11 protein-coding genes are annotated in these 19,315 nt (G+C 45.3%); 10 read left to right on the forward strand and 1 reads right to left on the reverse strand.

Annotation, left to right across the window (positions count from 1 at the left end):
• Positions 1-11 precede the first annotated feature (11 nt).
• Both I2I13_RS02965 and I2I13_RS02970 read left to right on the forward strand, forming a co-directional pair.
• Positions 12-1,460, forward strand: a complete 1,449-nt coding sequence (locus tag I2I13_RS02965; protein ID WP_195648719.1) for a hypothetical protein — start codon at positions 12-14, stop codon at positions 1,458-1,460.
• A gap of 30 nt (positions 1,461-1,490) precedes the next feature.
• The gene (locus I2I13_RS02970) at positions 1,491-2,261 is read left to right on the forward strand and encodes a hypothetical protein (RefSeq protein WP_195648720.1); all 771 of its coding nucleotides are present in this window, start codon (positions 1,491-1,493) and stop codon (positions 2,259-2,261) included.
• A gap of 134 nt (positions 2,262-2,395) precedes the next feature.
• Here I2I13_RS02970 and I2I13_RS02975 read toward each other — a convergent pair whose 3' ends face one another.
• Positions 2,396-4,255, reverse strand: a complete 1,860-nt coding sequence (locus I2I13_RS02975) for a BACON domain-containing protein (RefSeq protein ID WP_195648721.1) — start codon at positions 4,253-4,255, stop codon at positions 2,396-2,398.
• 308 nt (positions 4,256-4,563) lie between these two features.
• On the opposite strand from I2I13_RS02975, the gene I2I13_RS02980 reads away from it, so the two are divergent.
• From I2I13_RS02980 to I2I13_RS03015, 8 genes are all read left to right on the forward strand, one after another.
• On the forward strand, positions 4,564-6,090 hold the full coding sequence (locus tag I2I13_RS02980) for a sulfatase-like hydrolase/transferase (protein ID WP_148367802.1): 1,527 nt from the start codon (positions 4,564-4,566) through the stop codon (positions 6,088-6,090).
• A 113-nt stretch (positions 6,091-6,203) separates the two neighbouring features.
• A complete protein-coding gene (locus I2I13_RS02985; protein WP_148367794.1) occupies positions 6,204-7,862 on the forward strand; it encodes a hypothetical protein in 1,659 nt (552 codons plus the stop codon).
• A gap of 21 nt (positions 7,863-7,883) precedes the next feature.
• On the forward strand, positions 7,884-8,288 hold the full coding sequence (locus I2I13_RS02990; protein ID WP_148367793.1) for a hypothetical protein: 405 nt from the start codon (positions 7,884-7,886) through the stop codon (positions 8,286-8,288).
• 21 nt (positions 8,289-8,309) lie between these two features.
• The gene (locus I2I13_RS02995) at positions 8,310-9,941 is read left to right on the forward strand and encodes a DUF1735 domain-containing protein (RefSeq protein WP_195648722.1); all 1,632 of its coding nucleotides are present in this window, start codon (positions 8,310-8,312) and stop codon (positions 9,939-9,941) included.
• 33 nt (positions 9,942-9,974) lie between these two features.
• The gene (locus tag I2I13_RS03000; RefSeq protein ID WP_195648723.1) at positions 9,975-10,961 is read left to right on the forward strand and encodes a glycoside hydrolase family 43 protein; all 987 of its coding nucleotides are present in this window, start codon (positions 9,975-9,977) and stop codon (positions 10,959-10,961) included.
• 140 nt (positions 10,962-11,101) lie between these two features.
• Positions 11,102-14,287, forward strand: coding sequence for a TonB-dependent receptor (locus I2I13_RS03005; protein ID WP_148367790.1), 3,186 nt, complete (start codon positions 11,102-11,104; stop codon positions 14,285-14,287).
• A gap of 20 nt (positions 14,288-14,307) precedes the next feature.
• Positions 14,308-16,194 carry a RagB/SusD family nutrient uptake outer membrane protein gene (locus tag I2I13_RS03010; protein ID WP_148367789.1) on the forward strand — a complete coding sequence of 629 codons (1,887 nt, stop codon included), beginning with the start codon at positions 14,308-14,310 and terminating at the stop codon, positions 16,192-16,194.
• A gap of 22 nt (positions 16,195-16,216) precedes the next feature.
• Positions 16,217-19,303 (forward strand): SusC/RagA family TonB-linked outer membrane protein, encoded by a 3,087-nt coding sequence (locus tag I2I13_RS03015; protein WP_195648724.1) that lies wholly within the window; start codon positions 16,217-16,219, stop codon positions 19,301-19,303.
• Positions 19,304-19,315: the final 12 nt, after the last annotated feature.

Here is a 19,315-nt window from a genome sequence, read left to right on the forward strand (position 1 = left end):
AACATATTATTATGAAAAAAAGCATTCTTTTTAATCGGACACTGCATCTGGTGTCTTATGTATTACTGTCTCTTACGTCCTGCCTGTTTGTATCCTGCGACAAGGACGATGACTGGGACAAGAACTTGGGAAATAACCTGCTGGAGGGAATTTGGACACGCGAAAGCACATCACAGAAGTTTGTAGCGACCTTCAATGCCGATCACACTTCGTACATCTGTACCTATAATATAGAGACGGAGGCACTCGAACATGTGGATTTGCAGGGCAAATATCGTGTGGTGGATGAATCGGTATTGATTTATCAGAGCGGAGACAAGCACCGGTTCAAACTAAGTGAGGACGGCAATACGGTAGAGATTACTTACGGATATGATACGGGCAGTCCGGAAACGGAGAAAACATATACCTATCAGCGGTTTGTTGAAGTGCAGGAACCGGAGCCGGAACCCGAAGAAAAGGAACTTGAGCTTGCAGACGTGAATGCTGCAAAAGCCGCTCTGGGTAGTTTGAAAGCCGGTGCTTCGGTAACGGTGGGAATGAGTAACTGGGAAGAGGTGGTGGTAACGAAAGTCAGCCTGCGTAAGCAGCTTACTATCGAAGATACTCCGATGACCAACAGTAGTCTGGCAAGTGGAAATCTGACTTTCACCGTTCCGGAGAATATGCCGGTAGGCTCTTATTCTTTGATAGTGGCTTACACGATGAATGGCAAAGCGAAAGAGGTGATGTTTGATGCGGTGACTTGCACGGTGAAAGAAGAAGTGACGCCTCCCGAACCCGGAGCCAAAGTGCTGGTGTTCAAAAATCAAATGATGGGAAGTGCGCAGAATCGTGATTTCGGCTGTCTGTTGACAGTGACCGATGCCGGCCAGTTGGATATACAGACTGCCTGCTACATGAACGACGATCCTACATTAAATGCCGACGAGAACAAGAAACGCCGTTCGGAAATAGATTTGATTGCAAACACTTATTCCGGTCCTGCTTTTGCTTTGGGTAATTTCGATAAGATTGCTCATAATCTTAGGAACTTCAGATGTAACGGGACGAATCTTTTCACAACGTCCAAAGATGATGCCAAGGATAAAGAGACTGCTATCACGATGTTCCCGGGATATGCCGATATTCAGACTAAATTTCTCGTGCTTCAGGAAAGCATCGAAAAGGAGAAGAACATTATAGATTTAGTCAGAAACGATCAGTTGGCGGAAATTTCGGAAACGGCGACTCCGGCTTTGTTCGATGGAACTTCGAAGATAGACCGTATCACTGTGCAGAGCATCAAGCCTGGTGAGTCTGTGGGAAGAGACCGGTTCGATCTGAATGGCGTAGTTGTTTTCAAGAGTTCGAAGAACGGTAAGATAGGTATTATGCTGATTCGTCAGATCAATGAACTGGATGGCTCCAATGATGCTGCCGACGCTACCATCGTTTTCGACCTTTATTATCAGAAATAAGTGTTTTATCCAAACTAAATAAAATATCGAATGATGAAGAAAGTATGTTTATTGGTAATCATGGTTGCTGTTGCTCTGATGGGGCATGCACAATCCTTGAGGAATAATTTGTTGAAAGGGTATAAACCCGGGGATCAGTTGGAAAAGGGAGTTTATACGAGCGATCAGAATACACCGCGTTTCAATACCTGGTATGGTGCGTTCAATGCGAAAGCGGTGGAAGTGGAAGAGGGACCTGTTATCGGTGAGCCGCTTTCTTATAAAGGTTACAATGAGGGCGGACCGTCGATTAATCTGGCGGGCGAAGGGCAGTTGAACCGGGTGAGTGTTTATCCGTTGACGAAGAGCAATAAGGAGTATGCCCGTGGTGCGTATTATCTGGCTTTTCTGGTCAATTTCGAGAAACTGGGTTCCACTAAGTTTTATGATTTTGCAGGCTTGGATATTAATCCGCTTAGCAGGGCCGTGCGCGGCAAAGTGTTTGTGGCCGGTGAAGGGAAAGACAAGATTAAATTCGGTGTGGCGGTACGTACGGATTGTACCGAGGGTACTGAAACTTACGATTATAATCAGACGCATTTATTGGTATTGAAAGTGGATTATGACAAGAAGCAGGCTGTTTTGTATGTCAATCCGGATTTGAGTCAGGGCGAACCGGCAAATGGGCTGGTTGCAAATGCCGAAGGAGATGAATTGAAAAACGGGCTGAAGTCAATCTATTACAGGTATCGCAAGAACTATAAAGGAAACATCGGTAACTTCCGTTTTGCAACGACTTGGGATGCGGTAATCGGTAAATAGACATCTCACAGGTTGAAACTCCTCTAAAGAAAATCCCCTTATTTCTCCCTTTTAATTGATAAGACAGGGTTGAAATAAGGGGATTGTTGTATGTAATTGACAGATAATGCGTCAACTTCTTTTGTGCAACTTCTTTAATGATAAAGTCTTCCCGTCCGCTTACGTAATTCCAGTTGTGCTTCGAAAAGAGAGGCAGGTGATACGGTGGCATTGGCCCTTACCCAAATACCGTCCGGACGAACCGGATTCTTAAAGTCTCCTGCATGTTTGGTTCCTTTAGTTCCTATACTATAATTCTTCGCCGATACCCAGGGATTCTGAACACATACTTCTTTGGCGGTGCAGTTCCAGAGTACCTGATTGGCTCCGGCCCAGCCGTGTCCTGTTCCCCAGTTACTGCGATCCTGTATATTGATCGGACCGTCGCTGTTGATGTTGTCATAGAGCGTGCCTACATTCCAACGCTGGTGAGGGCCTGTGTCCCCATGTGCATTCCGTATATTGACCCTGACAAATGCGTTTGGACCGACTCCCTTGCTGCCCGTAACACAGTCATGGCGTCCCTCGGTGGCTTCACAGTCTATCACTAAGCACTGCTGTGCCTGATTCATATTGTAAGAATAGCGTCTTCCACCGGTAATGATGGATTTTGCATCCAGGCATTTGCAGTCTTTCACTGTTACATACCGGGTTCCGGAGTTCAAACTAACCAGTCCGTTGCCGAAATACCTGGAAGTGATATTACGCACCCAGCTCTGCTCCATCTTATTGAATTCTATGGCAACCCATCCGTGGTCTTCATCGGTATCAGACGTATATTCGCTTTCTATCAGCATATTCTCAACTCCGCACCGGTTGATTCTTCCTTTGAAGCTCGATTTGAATACGGCACCTTTATTATATGGGGTTTCCATAGCCATCATGATGGGATTGTCGAAGTGCAGCGCATCGTCTATAATATGAGTGATGGTGCGTTCGTAACTTAGGTTGTAGCTTTCGGGAGTCCATTGCACAATAGGGTCTCCGGTGGTTCTTTCCGGAATCTGGTTCATTTTCAGATCACTGATCCACTGGGCGGTTCCGGGACGGTAGATGGTCACTTCATCCCCTACCTGAAAAGAGGACGGATTTAAAACCCTCACCCAGAACTGTCCTACCGGAACGTAATCATCCTTTATATTGAATAGAGAAGGACTACTGGGAGAAGAAGAACCCGTACCCTCGAATTTAATGAGAGTTCTTTGTCCTTTTCCTGCGGCAATCAATACGGTTCCCGTTTTAGAATCTTCTCCTTCACCACGAAGTACGATTCCTGATGATTGGATGTTCAACGTTCCTGAAATGCTGTAACGTCCTTTTTTCAGAAGGATGGCTCCTTTGAAACCATTGGTTGCGGAAGTGATTTGAGCTACCTTGTCGATCGCATTCTGGATTAACCGGGTGGCATCTGCCCCGTTTGCGGGCGCTTCGATGGTTTCTACCACTTTTACATCGGGAATCTCCTGCTCGCTACCCATATAGCCGATATTACTGAAATCAGGCAGAATATTCCCCTGTTCATCGGTTAATGAAGAAAGAGGCAGATCTGAATCCACTTGCGGATAAGTGGGGGTGGTGGAGGATGAGGCTGCCCTTTGATAGATTTCCACTCTTTTTTCTGTGGAGCCGGAAGAGATGATTAACCGGGTCAGGCGTTCTTTCCCGGTTTGATTGGCGTCTGTGGATACGGACAGGACAGAGGGTGCATTTTCTTTCATCTTGTAATGACACCATTCTCCCCCTTTGGCCACTGTGACGGTCCATTCCCCTGAAGATTCTATCTGCAGTTCCTGCGTCTCTCCCGTACCGTTAAAGTAGAGCACATCCGCATTGACTTGAATGGATGCGGTTCCTTCATCGGAACAGGCCTGTAAGTTTCCCGCTAAAAAGAGTAATAGCCCCAAGAGTTTTACTTTTATACTTTGTAGTGCCAAAGTATGAATGAGTTTTTTCATGATAGTGTGTTTTTTGAGTAAATAGTATGATGATAATTCTTCTTTTCCGGACGGTGATTCGTAGGAGTTTTTGATAGAAACAAAGGTAGATAATCTTATAGAGACTGTTTTTTGATATTGAACCAAATAGTTGCAATAATATCCCAAAGAAGAACTGACACCCTCTTTTGGGTATTTTCATGAGGTAAAAGATGTATTTTTCGGGGGAATAAGTATAGGATGGACATGACTCCCCATTATTAAACATTTGTTCTATATAAATAGATAAGCGGTGGCTAAATTTGCATCGTTATTAACTGCATAATATGATGAAAAAATTAATCTATCTTGTTCCTACATTGTCTTTGGTAGGTTGTACCTCGCAGCAAGTAGAAGAAAAACCGAATGTGATTGTGATTCTTGCTGATGATCTGGGATTTGGCGATGTCAGCGCTTATGGATCGACTACCATTCATACCCCGAATATCGACAGTCTGGCTCATGGAGGAGTCTGCTTCACGAATGGATATGCCACTTCGGCGACCTCCACTCCCAGTCGTTATGCCTTGATGACCGGAATGTATCCGTGGAAAAATAAGGATGCAAAAATCCTGCCCGGCGATGCTCCTCTTATCATCAATGAGCATCAGTTCACTCTGCCGAAGATGATGCAGCAATGTGGTTATGTGACCGGAGCTATCGGAAAATGGCATTTGGGTATGGGCGACGGGAATGTCAACTGGAATGAAACCGTCAAACCGGGTGCCAGGGAAATCGGTTTCGATTACTCTTGCCTGATTGCGGCAACCAATGACCGTGTGCCGACCGTTTACGTGGAAAACGGCGATGTCGTGGGACTCGATCCGGCTGATCCCATCGAAGTAAGTTATGAGAAGAATTTTGAAGGAGAACCGACTGCCATCTCTCACCCGGAGATGTTGAAGATGCAGTGGGCACACGGACACAATAACTCCATAGTAAACGGAATACCCCGTATCGGTTATATGAAAGGCGGCCAGAAAGCCCGTTGGAAAGACGAGGACATGGCCGACTATTTTGTAGATAAGGTGAAGAATTTTGTAACCGAACACAAGGATGCTCCCTTCTTCTTGTACTACGGCCTGCACGAACCTCATGTACCCCGCGCTCCCCACCAGCGTTTTGTGGGCAAAACAACCATGGGGCCTCGTGGTGACGCTATCGTTGAGGCGGACTGGTGTGTCGGTGAATTGCTTGCTCACCTGGAGAAAGAAGGATTGTTGGAAAACACACTGATTATCTTCTCCAGCGATAACGGTCCTGTATTGAATGACGGCTACAAAGACGGTGCTCCGGAGTTGGCAGGCAATCATCTTCCTGCAGGAGGACTTCGCGGAGGCAAGTACAGTCTGTTTGATGGCGGTACGCATATCCCTTTGTTTGTTTATTGGAAAGGAAAGATTCAGCCGGTTGTATCCGATGCGCTGGTTTGCCAGGTGGATATCCTTGCTTCTTTGGGTTCAATGGTACATGCCGATTTGCCGGAAGGGCTGGATAGCCGGAATTACCTCGATGCTTTCTTCGGAAAAGCTTCAACTGCCCGCAAAGATGTAGTATTGGAAGCGCAGGGACGTATGGCTTACCGTTCGGGCGACTGGATCATGATGCCTCCTTATAAAGGTTCCGAACGCAACCTGACCGGAAATGAATTAGGCAACCTGGGCGAATACGGATTGTTCAATGTAAAAGCCGACCGGACTCAACATCAGAACGAGGCGGCCCAACACCCCGAACTTCTGGATTCTCTGAAACAAAATTTCTTTGCCGAAGTGGATGGTTATTATCGCAGTGAAGTAGAAGAAGAACCATTAAAATAAGGTCAAATGTTTATTCTGAACATAAATCCCGTTGATAAAACAATCGTTCTATTCTACCGGGATTTATTTCTCTACCTTTGTTCTGTTCGATGTCGGACAATTAACCTTGAAGTATGTATATGAAAATGAAAGCTTTTTTAATGTTTGTATTGCTGTTCTTATGTTCAATGGGAACAAAGGCGCAGGATTTGGGGGCGAACTATAATGAAAATATAGACTACCCGATTACGGAAATAGAGATGCTGAAGCAGTCGAAAGTGAATTGGGTGAGAGGGTTTGTCAATGTCCCCGCTCTGTTTCTTCAAAATGAAAACGGGAAAATTGTAGGCGTGAAAGAAGAAGCCATTAAGACACATATTCCCACACTGAAATTTATCCAGGCCAAGAAAGCGTTGGGCGACCGCGTGAAGTTCATATTAAGCCTGAAAATACCTTTTGAATTATATACCGATACGGTTCCCAAAGTAGGGACGAAGGAGATGGAGTACATATTCCGGGCAACGGAAGTGTTATTGCAAACTTATCAGATGGCGCAGAACATTGACATTTTGGTTATGGGTAACGAACCGGAGTGGGAAAATGCATTGGATACCGATCTTTGTCATGCCGACGGTGATGATTACCGGGCATTCCTGAATGAGTTTGCCAATCGGCTGACTACTTGGAAGCAGGCGAATGGCTGGACATTTGACATTTATGCAGGGGCATTGAACCGTGTTTCCGAGTTGCCGAAGAGCGAAACGGTTCCTGCGGTAGTCTCTGTGGTTAATAATAATCCTAATGTGGTGGGACTCGACCTGCATGTTCACGCATTGAATATCAATCAGGCGGAAGATGATTTCCGGATCATCCGCAATAAGTACGGTGTAACCAAAAAACTGATTTGCACGGAATTCTCTATGGTGCGTGCTTTGAATCCTCATGTGGCCGATGCGTTGGGAGAATGGGGAACCAAGAATGGTTATACAGCCGGAATGAAAATCTACGAATATCTTAATCTGATAGCTGAAAAGGCGAATGCCGGTACACCGGTTAGTGCTGCCGAGTTCAAGAGTCTTTTTGAGAGTTACTCCTGGTATCCGAAGAATTGGTATAAGACTTTTTATGAGGTATTCAAGAAATATGATACGTATGCCATTACCGGGCGTTTTAGCGTTGTTCCCGGTGGGGCGAGAGCTGTTTACGATGCGAATACTGAAATGTGGGAGCTTGGAGGAATTTATTTTTCCCGTTATTTAGGACTGGATGCAAACGGGTTCTACAATCCCAATCCATTATTATATCCTGATTTCATCGCTGCTCAAAATGGGCTGGCAATTTCCAGTCTTGTCGAAGGACAACAGGAGTTATTTATTAGTTGGGGTAACGGAGCTGATAAGACGGGAGTGTTGTCGGTGACAGACAAGGACGGGACCGAGGTAGTGCGTCAGCCGCTTGATTCGGAAAGCGATTATACGCTGGTTAAAAATCTTGTTCCCGGCACAACATACCATGTAGCGTTGCTGAAGTCGGATGACAGTGTGTTGTGGGAAGATGATGTCAAAACTAAGCTTGTGACGGGAGAGTTCCCTCTGTTGAAATATCAGCAAGTGGATGGATATGCGTTGGTGCAACTGTTGAATTTGCCGGCTGATGTCGCTTCTTACAAGCTAAAGGTGGATGGACAGGAAATCGATATAGTGAATAAGAACCTGAACGGGCAAGTGCTTACGGCCGAAGTGACTTATAAGGATGGATCGGTAGAAACATTGTCGGCAACTATTAGAAAGTAATGATCTTAAATTTATTCGCTTATGAAAGTAATATATGTATTATTGGCATACCTGTTGGTTTTCGCCTCTTGCGCAAAAACGGATTATGCTGAAAACGGCGTTGATAGAAAGGATATAACGGGATATACCGAAATAGGATTTTATAGTTTGGATGGAGTTTGTATTTTTGCAGAGCAGGAACAAGTTCAGACTGCAATCAATTCCAAGCGCCTGACCTATCGTTTACAGAATTCGGATCAAAGCCAATACATTCATGTGAAGTTTACCGGGAAACCTGCAACTATCGGTCAGAAAATAAAGGCAGCGTTCTCATTCCGGGGAGTTTCTTTCCTCAAAGAAGAGATGGAAATGGAGGTCGTTCGGATAGATGGTGGAAAAGTGTGGTTGTCAGGTGACAATGTTGGTATGGTAATCCCTGTTTTTTAATCATTAAAAAAGAATTGAATTATGAAAAGATATATTCCTATTGTAGCGTCGCTGATGGCGTTTTCATTGGTTTCCTGTGGTGAAGTCATGGATTTGACGCAGCCGGAAAAGGCGGAAGTTACTTATTCCGGTATCACTTTGTCACTTAATCAGACTGGCAAGTATGACCTATATCTGGATGAGCCTGAATATGAATATACCATTATGGTAGAGAAGAGCCATTGCGAAAAGGAAGCGAAAGCGGAATTTGCAGTAGTCGATGCTCATTCGTTTGGCGAGGAATACACGCTATTGCCTGCGGCTAACTATGACCTGGATGCCAACAGTCTCGACTTTAAAGGTGACGATGTGTTGCATGCTGTGGGTCTGCGTTTCCACGATCTTACTACACTGGACAACACCAAAAAATACGTGCTTGGTCTGAAACTGAAGTCTGACGATCTTGCCGTCAATGAAGAAAAGAGTACCATGACTTTCTATCTGCAACAAAAACAAGGTGGTATCGGTAATCCGTACATCATCACTGCGGCCAAAGACTTGGCCAAGCTTGGTGAATATCTCAAAAACGGACAGACTACTTACGTACGTCTGGGTGCGGACATCGACCTGCAAGGAACGGACTGGACTCCGGTGGAAGCCACTGCTGTCAGACCTGTGGATTTCGACGGCTGCGGACACGTTATCAATAATCTGAAAATTACATCTTCTTCATCCGGTTATCAAGGCTTCTTCGGTATGTTGACAGGACGGTGTGCCAATGTGACCTTTACGAACGCGCAAGTTACCGCTGATAAGAAACTTGCGGGTATTGTTGCTGGTCAGGCGGGTAATGTTTCCGGTGCGGGTATAGTAGAGAATGTTCGGGTGTCAGGTACTATCAGTCTGACTTCGGGTAATGCCGCATGGGACGACGGTCAGGCGGGTGGTATTTGCGGACGACTTCATGGAGCAGACAGTAAGATTTATCAATGTGGTTCGGAAACGAAGATTACTGCTTTGTGGTCGGCAGGTGGTATCTGCGGTGAAGTGCGTGAGGGAGCTGCTATAGAACAGTGCTATCATATAGGTGATATCACTACCCAGTCATGCGTCGGTGGTATTGCCAGCCGGTTGCTTGGAAGCAAAATTTCCCACTGCTATTCACACGGAGTGATGAAAGCGGTTCCCATGGTGGTGGCTAATCCGGGTGGTGGTATAGCAGGATGGGTGCAACCTATGTCCGGTGCTTCTACAACCTCTACCATATCCTACTGCTGGAGCGACTGCGATGTATCTGCACAAAACCAGGTGGGAGGTATTATGGGTAATGCCAACAATACTACCGGGAGCGGTATTACTGTTCATCACTGCGTGGCATGGAATACGTATTTATTCTCTCAAGCTGCGCCCAAATCGGGTAAGGTATGCGGACGGTACAGCGAGAACGTCGCTTATTCCTGTTACGCTAATCCTGCTATGGAATGTGTGTTCCCCAATAATCCCATGTTGCCTGACCAAGCCAGCGTAAACGTGGACGCTGTCATTACGGTAGACCGTTACAATGGCCTGACTACCATCAATAACTTGATGGAAGCTGTCCGTACTCTTGACTGGGATAACTCTATATGGAACCTTGACGGTGAACAACCCCGTTTGGCATGGGAACTGGATTAATAAGAAGTGATATAATAATTAAGATATAAACTGATGAATACATTCAATAAAATCCTCTTACGAATGACACTTGCTTTGGGAGCGACATTCATATCTGTCTCCCAACTGCAGGCTGATGATTGGAAAGAAATATCTTTTGCCGACCCCACTATCTTTGTGGAAAATGGAAAGTACTACCTCACCGGTACGCGCAACCAGGAACCGTTGGGCTTTTCCATCCTCGAATCGACCGATTTGGAGCATTGGACGGTTCCCGACGGCAGTTCCCAGCAACTGATTCTTCGGAAAGGTGACCGTACGTACGGTGAAAAAGGCTTCTGGGCACCTCAATATTTTAAGGAGAAAGGAACCTATTATTTCACTTATACCGCCAATGAGCAAACGGTGATTGCTTCTTCAAAATCGGTATTCGGTCCTTTCCGTCAGAAAGAAGTCAGACCGATAGACGCTTCCGCCAAAAATATCGACTCATTCCTGTTTAAGGATGATGATGGGAAATACTACCTGTATCATGTTCGTTTTAATAAAGGAAATTACCTTTGGGTAGCCGAGTTTGACATGAAGAAGGGAGGCATCAAACCGGAAACGTTGAAACAATGTATGGACTGCACGGAGCCTTGGGAAAAGACTCCGAATTACAAGTCCGCACCAGTAATGGAAGGACCGACGGTTATGAAATGGGACGGAGTGTATTACCTGTTCTATTCTGCTAATCATTTTATGAATATTGACTACTCGGTGGGCTATGCTACTGCTTCTTCCCCTTTTGGTCCGTGGAAGAAACATCCGAACAGTCCGATCATACATCGTAGTCTCGTAGGAGAAAACGGATCGGGACATGGAGATGTGTTTAAGGGGTTGGATGGAAAATACTATTATGTCTATCATGTCCATCGTTCGGACTCCACGGTGCAACCTCGTAAAACGCGTATTGTTCCGCTTATGCTGGAGAAAGGAAATGACGGCGTATATAGCATCACCGTAGACAAAGATCACGTCATAAAGCCAATGTGGAAATGATTTGTTCAGAAATGTAGTAGAGAAATCTATTTTGCACATTTGTACGGGTTTTAAGGAGATTCTTCCCTTTCATTTGAAGATTTTCCCGCTTAATTTGTGCTATGAGATAAAGAATTTGTTAACAGTTAAAAATAATGTTTATGAAAAGGAACAGACTTTATTTTTCTTTCTTCTGTCTTTGTTGCTTTTTGCTTTGTACATTGAGCGTACATGCACAACAAATCTATTGGAAGGGACAAGTGAAGGATGCAGTATCCGGTGAGCCGATGATAGGTGTCAGCGTTCGCGTGAAAGGTACAGGCAGCGGTACGATTACTGATTTTGACGGTAATTTTTCCGTGAAAGCATCGAAAGGAGACATACTTGTCATTTCTTATGTGGGCTATAAAACTCTGGAACTGGATTTAAAGAATAAGACGACGCTGGGAGTCATTTCTTTGGGAGAAGATGCGGAAACGTTGGAGGAAGTGGTAGTGGTAGGATATGGTGTTCAGAAAAAGGTATCTAGCGTTGGTTCCATTGCTACGGCAAAGGGAGACGACTTGTTAAAGGTAGGTAGTGTGAACTCTGTGTCCGAAGCCTTGCAAGGTCAGATGCCCGGTGTGGTTGCCATCAACTCCACTTCGAAGCCGGGAGCCGATCAGGCCTCTTTGTTGATTCGCGGTAAGTCCACTTGGGGAGAAGCTGCGCCGCTTGTACTGGTGGACGGCATCGAGCGTGATTTCAATGATGTCGATGTGAATGAAATAGAATCCATCTCTGTATTGAAAGATGCTTCGGCCACTGCGGTTTACGGTGTGAAAGGTGCAAACGGCGTTATCCTGCTTACCACCAAGCGGGGACTGGAACAGAAACCGGAGATTTCGTTCACTGCCAACTTTGGCTTCAAACAACCGTCTGCCGCTCCCGAATGGGCGGATTATGTGACTTCCATGAAACAGTATAACAGAGCCCAGGCGAATGATGCCAACTGGGGGGCACTGGTTCCCGAATCTACCATTGCTGCATGGGAAAATGCGTATGCTACCGGAAATTATGGTCCTTACAATGATGCTTTCCCGCAAGTGGACTGGTGGAAAGAAATGGTAAAGAATGTAGGTTACGAGCAGAACTACAACCTGAATGTACGAGGTGGTACAAAGAAAATGAGTTATTTCGTTTCTTTGGGTTATTTGCATGACGGTGATATCTTTAATACGACCAAACAGGAGGAATTTGATCCTTCCTTCTCCTATCGCCGCTATAACTGGCGTAGTAATTTCGACTTCAATATAACGAATACTACCAAACTGTCATTTAATGTAGCCGGTAAGATGGGGTATCAGAATCAACCTTCTTATTATGAGAATGTCGATTCTCCGGATGAACGCTTTTTCGGAACGTTCTTCACGGCTCCGAGTAATGAGTTTCCGATTAAATACAGCAATGGAATATGGGGAGACGGGTTAAGTTCCGATCAGAACATTGTCTGTCTGATGACAGAAGGGGGGAGTCGTAACATTAAGCAACATCAAGGTTTCTATGATGTGATCCTGAATCAGAAACTGGACTTTGTCACTAAAGGATTATCATTGAAAGCATCCTTGTCTTATACCACTTCTTCATCATGGAGTACCCAGATTATGCCGGGTAAGATTCTGGGTAAAGATGATTTGGTTGCTCAACGTACGCATATTCGTATCAATCGTGTGTATGATTATGCCAATCCTATTTACAATCCCGATGGAACCATTACTTATAATTATACGGAGAAACGCTATCCGGATGAAAACGCCCCTGGAGATTTACCTGTCGGCGGTGCTTATGACGGATTCAAGGCTTACGGACGTAAGTTGTATTATGAAGTGGCATTGAATTACAACCGTCAGTTTGGCGACCATGATGTAAGTGCCTTGTTTGTGTTCAACCGTAAGATGAACGAGTCGACTAGTGATAATGTGGCCGTCATGAACTTCCCGGCTTACGAAGAAGATTGGGTGGGTCGTGTGACTTACAACTTCAAAGAACGTTACCTGGCCGAGTTTAACGGTGCTTATACCGGCTCGGAAAAATTTGCTCCGGGACATCGCTTCGGTTTCTTCCCGTCCGCTTCTATCGGTTGGCGTATCAGTGAAGAGCCTTGGGTGAAGAAATGGACCAAAGGAATACTGACCAACCTGAAAGTGCGTTATTCGTATGGTGTGGTGGGTAATGATAAAGGGGCTACCCGTTTCAACTATATTCAGAAATTCGAGCAACTCTCCGATAACGCACAGTTCGGTAAATACCAGACCAGTAATTGGGGACCTTTATATAAAGAAGGCAAACTGGCCGATCCGGATGCCACCTGGGAAGAATCCGTTAAACAGAATATCGGTATTGAGATAGGTTTGTGGGGCAAATTGAACTTTACGTTGGACTTGTTCGATGAAAAGCGAAATAATATTCTGATGACTCGTAATACAATTCCGTCTTGGGCGGACAGTGGTATTGCTTTCCCGCAGGTGAATCTGGGTAAAACTAAAAATCATGGTTTCGAACTGGATGTTACTTGGAACGATCGTATCGGAAAGTTTAATTATTATGCAAAGTTTAATTTTGCAACTAGCGAGAACCGTGTCGTCTTTATTGACGACCCGAAGAATCAGAGTGAATATCTGAAGAAAGCCGGGAAATCAATCGGATACGTCAACAAGTACCTGGCAACAGGTAACTTCCAGTCGTTGGATGACATTTATAACTCGGCGCAGTCTACCATTGCCAACGGTGCACACAACACACTGATTCCCGGTGACTTGTATTACATTGATTACAACGGAGACGGTATGATCGATGCTAAAGATATGGTTCCGATGAAAGACCTGAACTATCCGGTAACTACCCTCGGATTTACGCTGGGAGGTTCTTACAAAGGATTTGGATTCAATATGTTGTGGTACAGTGCCATGGATGTTTATAAGGAAGCGATACCGTCTTACTTGTGGGATTTCCCTGCAGGTAACATCAAAGCTCAACCCAATACATTGAACACATGGACAGCCGATGCCCCGATTCAGAGCGGAGCCGTCCGCCCTAGTATTCATGTACAGAGAAATTACAACTCGGTGGGCAGTACTTATACGTATACCAACCATGCTTATCTTCGTCTGAAGAATCTGGAAGTGAATTATGAGATTCCGAAACGCTGGTTACAACCTGTGCATCTGACAAAGCTGCAGATATATATCAACGGTACCAATCTGCTGACATTCTCGAAAGGCGATTCACGTCGTGACCCGGAGCATTCGGGACAGAATGTGTATCCGATGGTGAGACGTTATAATATTGGTTTTAGATTAGGATTATGAGACACTTTAAATTTACTGATATGAGAAGACATAAGTTGAATTGGATATGGATCATTATGCTGGGGTTGTTTTTCGGAAGTTGTGAGGACTACCTGGACCGTTCCCCTGATGACGGACTTTCCGAAGATGATGTTTATAAAGACTATAACAGCTTGTTAGGGTTCATGGACCGCATTTTTCTGAATGGTGATATATTGATCTTCACACATGGCATCAACTCCTATTCAAATACGTATGTAACGGTAGGTAATTTGTCCGATGAATATGCATCTGTCCGTGATGATGACCCGTCGAAGTTTGTCAATGCAGGCAACTGGCTGGAGAATGCGAGTACACGTTTCGAAATAGGAAGTAAAAGTGATGGAGCGAATTTCAAAAGTGCTATTTCGCGTGCCTATACCGGACTTCGTATCGTGAACCGTGTGATTAACGGAGTCGACCAGGTGAAATCGATTACCGAAGACCAGAAAAGAAAATTGCTGGGACAGGCTCACTTCCTGCGTGCTTACTTCTATTTTGAAATCATCAAACGATATGGCGGAATGCCTATCTTTGACCAGCTTTGGGGAGCATCAGACAACTTCGATCTTCCCCGTAAAACTTATCAGGAATCCAATGCATGGATGCAGACTGATCTGGATAAAGCCATTGAATATTTGCCATTAAGTTGGTCGGATGTAGAGCACGGTCGGCCTGACAGAGTAGGTGCTATGGCATTAAAAGCAATGACGCAGCTTTATGCGGCCAGTCCTTTGATGCAGAATGACCTGAATACCATTGAAAACAAAGGATATGGAAAAGAAATGGCTGCCGAGGCTGCCCGCAGTGCGCAGAAGGCTATCAACGCTATCGAAAGCCACGAATATTATCGCCTGATGAATCATGACGAATACCGCAGTATTCAGTTAATGCCTAATTCCAACCAATTCGCACAACCGGAATACTTATGGTTTCTGCGCTGGCATCACGGTAACTGGTCGGCTTTTGTCAGAGCGCAGTGGTTGACACAACCTTATGATAACAAGACCGGTGCCGAAGGTACTCCTTATAATGCTCCGACACAAAATGCGGTAGATATGTACGAACGCATGGGAACTGATGGTAAGTACTATCCGATCACTGATCCGCGTTCCGGTTATGATGCGGTGAAGACTACCGATCCATACTCGGATAGAGATCCTCGTTTCACTAACAATATCCTTGTCCCCGGTGAACAGTGGGGAAAGAACTTGCAGGGTGTTCCTTATTATGTAACCACTTATTCGGGCGGTTATTCCGAGAACTTCATTTCTACCAACCAGTTTACGAGAGGTTCCCAGCAGACCGGATATATGTGTAAGAAGTTTATCTGGCCGGAAGCAAGTGTGCCTTTGTTTGGCGAAGCAGGTTTCCAATTATATCGTCTGGTGGCTGTATACATTCGTGTTTCACAGGTTTACCTCGATATGGCAGAGGCTTCATACGAAGCAACAGGTGATCCGGATGCAATAGTGACAGGTTGTACGATGTCGGCCCGTCAGGCATTGAATAAAATCCGTGTAAGAGCCGGAATCGGTGAACTGCCGGATGGAGTGGACTTTAGAGAAGCTTATCGTCGGGAGCGCGGTGTGGAATTGATGTTCGAAGGACACCGCTGGTACGATATCCGCCGTTGGATGATTGCTGAAGACTTGTTTAAGGGTGAATATCCGATTATGGGCGTTAAAGCTACCCCGATCAACCATTCTTATACCGCCGACCAGTTGAAAGTGGAAAAAGCCTGCACTTATAAGTTGACCGACTTCACCTATGAGTATGTTCCGGTAAAGACAGCCGTGCGGACGTTTAACAAGCGTAATTATTGGTATCCGTTGCCGATGGATGAAGTGGCGGCTTTGGATAATCTTCAACAGAACCCCGGATGGTGATACCTAAAATAAAGAAAAGTATATGAGAAACAAGATTAGATATATAAGACTGATAGGGCTCATATTTGTCCTTATCGTTGGCTCTAGCCTGACTTTCGCACAAAATAAATCAAAGAGAAAGTCGGCGAAGAAGCCTTTGGTGGAAATAGTTTCTATTGTTACCGACGAGAAAGGTAGTCCGCTGAAGAATGTTTCTATCATTTGTGGAGAAGGTGCAGTCGTTCTATATACAGATGAAAAGGGACGTTTTCAGACGAAAGTGGAGAATGACGCAACCGTTATGATCGAAGCTTTGGGATACGAGGATAAAGTGTATAAACTGACAGGTAGCAATATCGTTCCTGAAAAGATTGTCCTGAAGAAAGAGCCTCTGTTCCTGACCGGAGAATCCTTGGTGAACAGAGCCGATGGCGGAAAGACATATAAAGGGAATGAAGTAGGTGCAACGAGTGTACTGGAGAACGGGCAGTTCGGAACGTTTCCGGATTTGACTTTGACGAATATGCTGCAAGGTAAAATGTTAGGTTTGCAGGTCCGCTCTACGGTCAGCGGATTGGGAAATAATACGCCTGATTTATATATCCGTGGCCAGCACGGTATGTCGGAAAATACGGCTATTGTTATTATCGACGGTGTGGAACGTCCGGTTGCGGATTTGATTCCTGAAGAAATTGAACGTATCGAGTTGCTGAAAGATGCCACTGCTAAGATTCTTTACGGAGCACGTGCAGCGAATGGAGTACTTTGGGTAACTACCCGCAGAGGAAAGGCCAACCGCCGTATTTATAATGCCACTGCCGAGGTGGGAGTGGTGCAGATGACACGCACACCGGATTTCCTGAATTCCTATCAGTATGCTAATCTGTATAATGAAGCGCGTGCCAATGACGGGATGACTCCTTACTATAACCAAAAGCAACTGGAAGGATATAAAAACTCCAAAGGAGCCAATGACCTGTTATACCCGAACGTTGATTTATATGATCAGTTGTTGAATAAGAATGCCAATTACCGGAAAGTATCATTCGATATGACGGGAGGTACCGACAGAGTGCGTTACGCACTGATTGCCGGATATGTAGGAGGTAGCGGATTTGAAGACGTTGCCTATACTCCACAACTGAACCGCTTGACGCTTCGCGGAAACCTCGACTTTAACGTAACGGATTTCCTGACTATATCCGCAGACGTTGCCGGACGTATGGAAATGCGCAAATGGGGACAACTGGACTGTGGACAGGTATTTACGGCCTTGTCTACTCACCGCCCGAATGAATACCCTCTGACAATGTCAACGGAAGAAACCGGACTGGCAGGCGGTTCGGACGGGATTCCTTTGTTCGGTGCAAGCCTCCGGCAGCCGATGAATGCTTATGCGGAAACCATGTACGGAGGATATACAGACGAACGCTATACGCGTAGCCAGACCAATATCGGTTTGAAATTTGATCTTGATATGCTGACGAAAGGATTGAAAGCCGGAGCTTTCCTCTCTTTCGACAACTATGATTACCTGCAACTTTCCTTGAGCAAAGTCTATCCGACGTATGCCATCAAGACATACCGTGACTTTGCCGGTGAGGAAAAAATCATGTACACCCAGATGAAGAAAACAGATGTAGCCACTTCACAAAGCCGGAAGTCGACTACCCTGCAACAGACATTGGGATGGAATGCTTTTGCCGGTTATGAGAATACATTCAATCAAAAACACGATGTATCGGCACGCCTGACTTATATGTACTCGAAAACAACCAATCAGGGAGTGACCCAAGACATCATCAATGCCAACTACGCATTGCGCCTGAACTATATGTACGACCACCGTTATGCTGTGGAAGCCGACATGGCATTGATGGGAAGCAACCGTTTCAAACCGGGAAACAAATATTTCTTCTCGGCTGCGGGGGGGCTTGCCTGGATTCTAAGCAATGAAGATTTTCTGAAAGACAATGAATACGTGAACTTCCTGAAACTGAAAACCAGTGCCGGTATTCTGGGATATGACAGAAGCACGGAACATTTATTGTATGAACGTGCCTGGGCACAAGACGGCAGTTTCCGATTCGGAACAACGAACAACGGTGCTACGGCTTACTATTCTACTTTTGTCCGTGCAGGCAATCCGAACCTGAAATGGGAAAAGGCGGCAGAATGGAACATCGGTGTGGAAGGTCTGTTCCTGAACAACCGCTTATATACCGAAATAAACTATTTCCGTGAAAAACATACAGACATCATCGGTTCTGTCGATGCATCTTACGGGGATTATACAGGCAACTTTACTTACCAGGATAACATGGGTTCTGTCTTGAATCACGGTATAGAAGGAATGTTCACCTGGAGCGACCGCGTCAACGACTGGTCTTATTCGGTAGGAGCCAATTTCGTATGGTCAAAGAACAAAGTATTGAAATGGAATCAGGTGAAACATGGTGAAGAATACCGCTACACCGTAGGACGCTCTACCGATGCTATGATGGGATTGGTTGCCGAAGGATTATTTGGTAAGGACGTAGCTATCAACGGACATGCAACCCAGACATTTGCCGATTATCAGGAGGGCGACATTGCCTACCGGGATCTGAACGGTGATAAGGTTATCGATGGTCGTGATGTGAAAGAACTTGGAAACTCATTCCCGCGTACTACACTGGGTATTGACTTCAGCGTAAGCTACAAAGGTTGGGGGCTGTATCTTCAGGGATACTCCGAACTGGGTGTTCACACTTGGGCAACGAATGCCTATTATTGGAACAACGGAGAAAGTAAATACTCCAAACTGGCATTAGACCGTTACCATCCGGTAAACAACCCGACCGGAAGCTATCCTCGTCTGACAACAACTGCCGGTGAGAACAACTTCCGTAATTCTTCCTTTTGGCTGGAGAATACAAGTTTCTTCCGTATGAAGAATGTCGAGTTGAGCTATACGTTCAATCAGTTCTCTCCGAGTTCGGTGGTGAAAAAGATCAAGGTTTTTGCCCGTGGTGCCAACTTGTTCGTGCTTTCTTCCGTGAAGGATCTGGATCCTGAACTGCTGAATGCCGGTGTGACCAACTATCCGGTGACACGTAGCTTTACAGGTGGAGTCTCTTTTGTATTTTAATTTTGAACAATT

The organism is Bacteroides sp. D55t1_190419_B8, assembly GCF_015558905.1.
Lineage (GTDB): Bacteria > Bacteroidota > Bacteroidia > Bacteroidales > Bacteroidaceae > Bacteroides > Bacteroides vicugnae.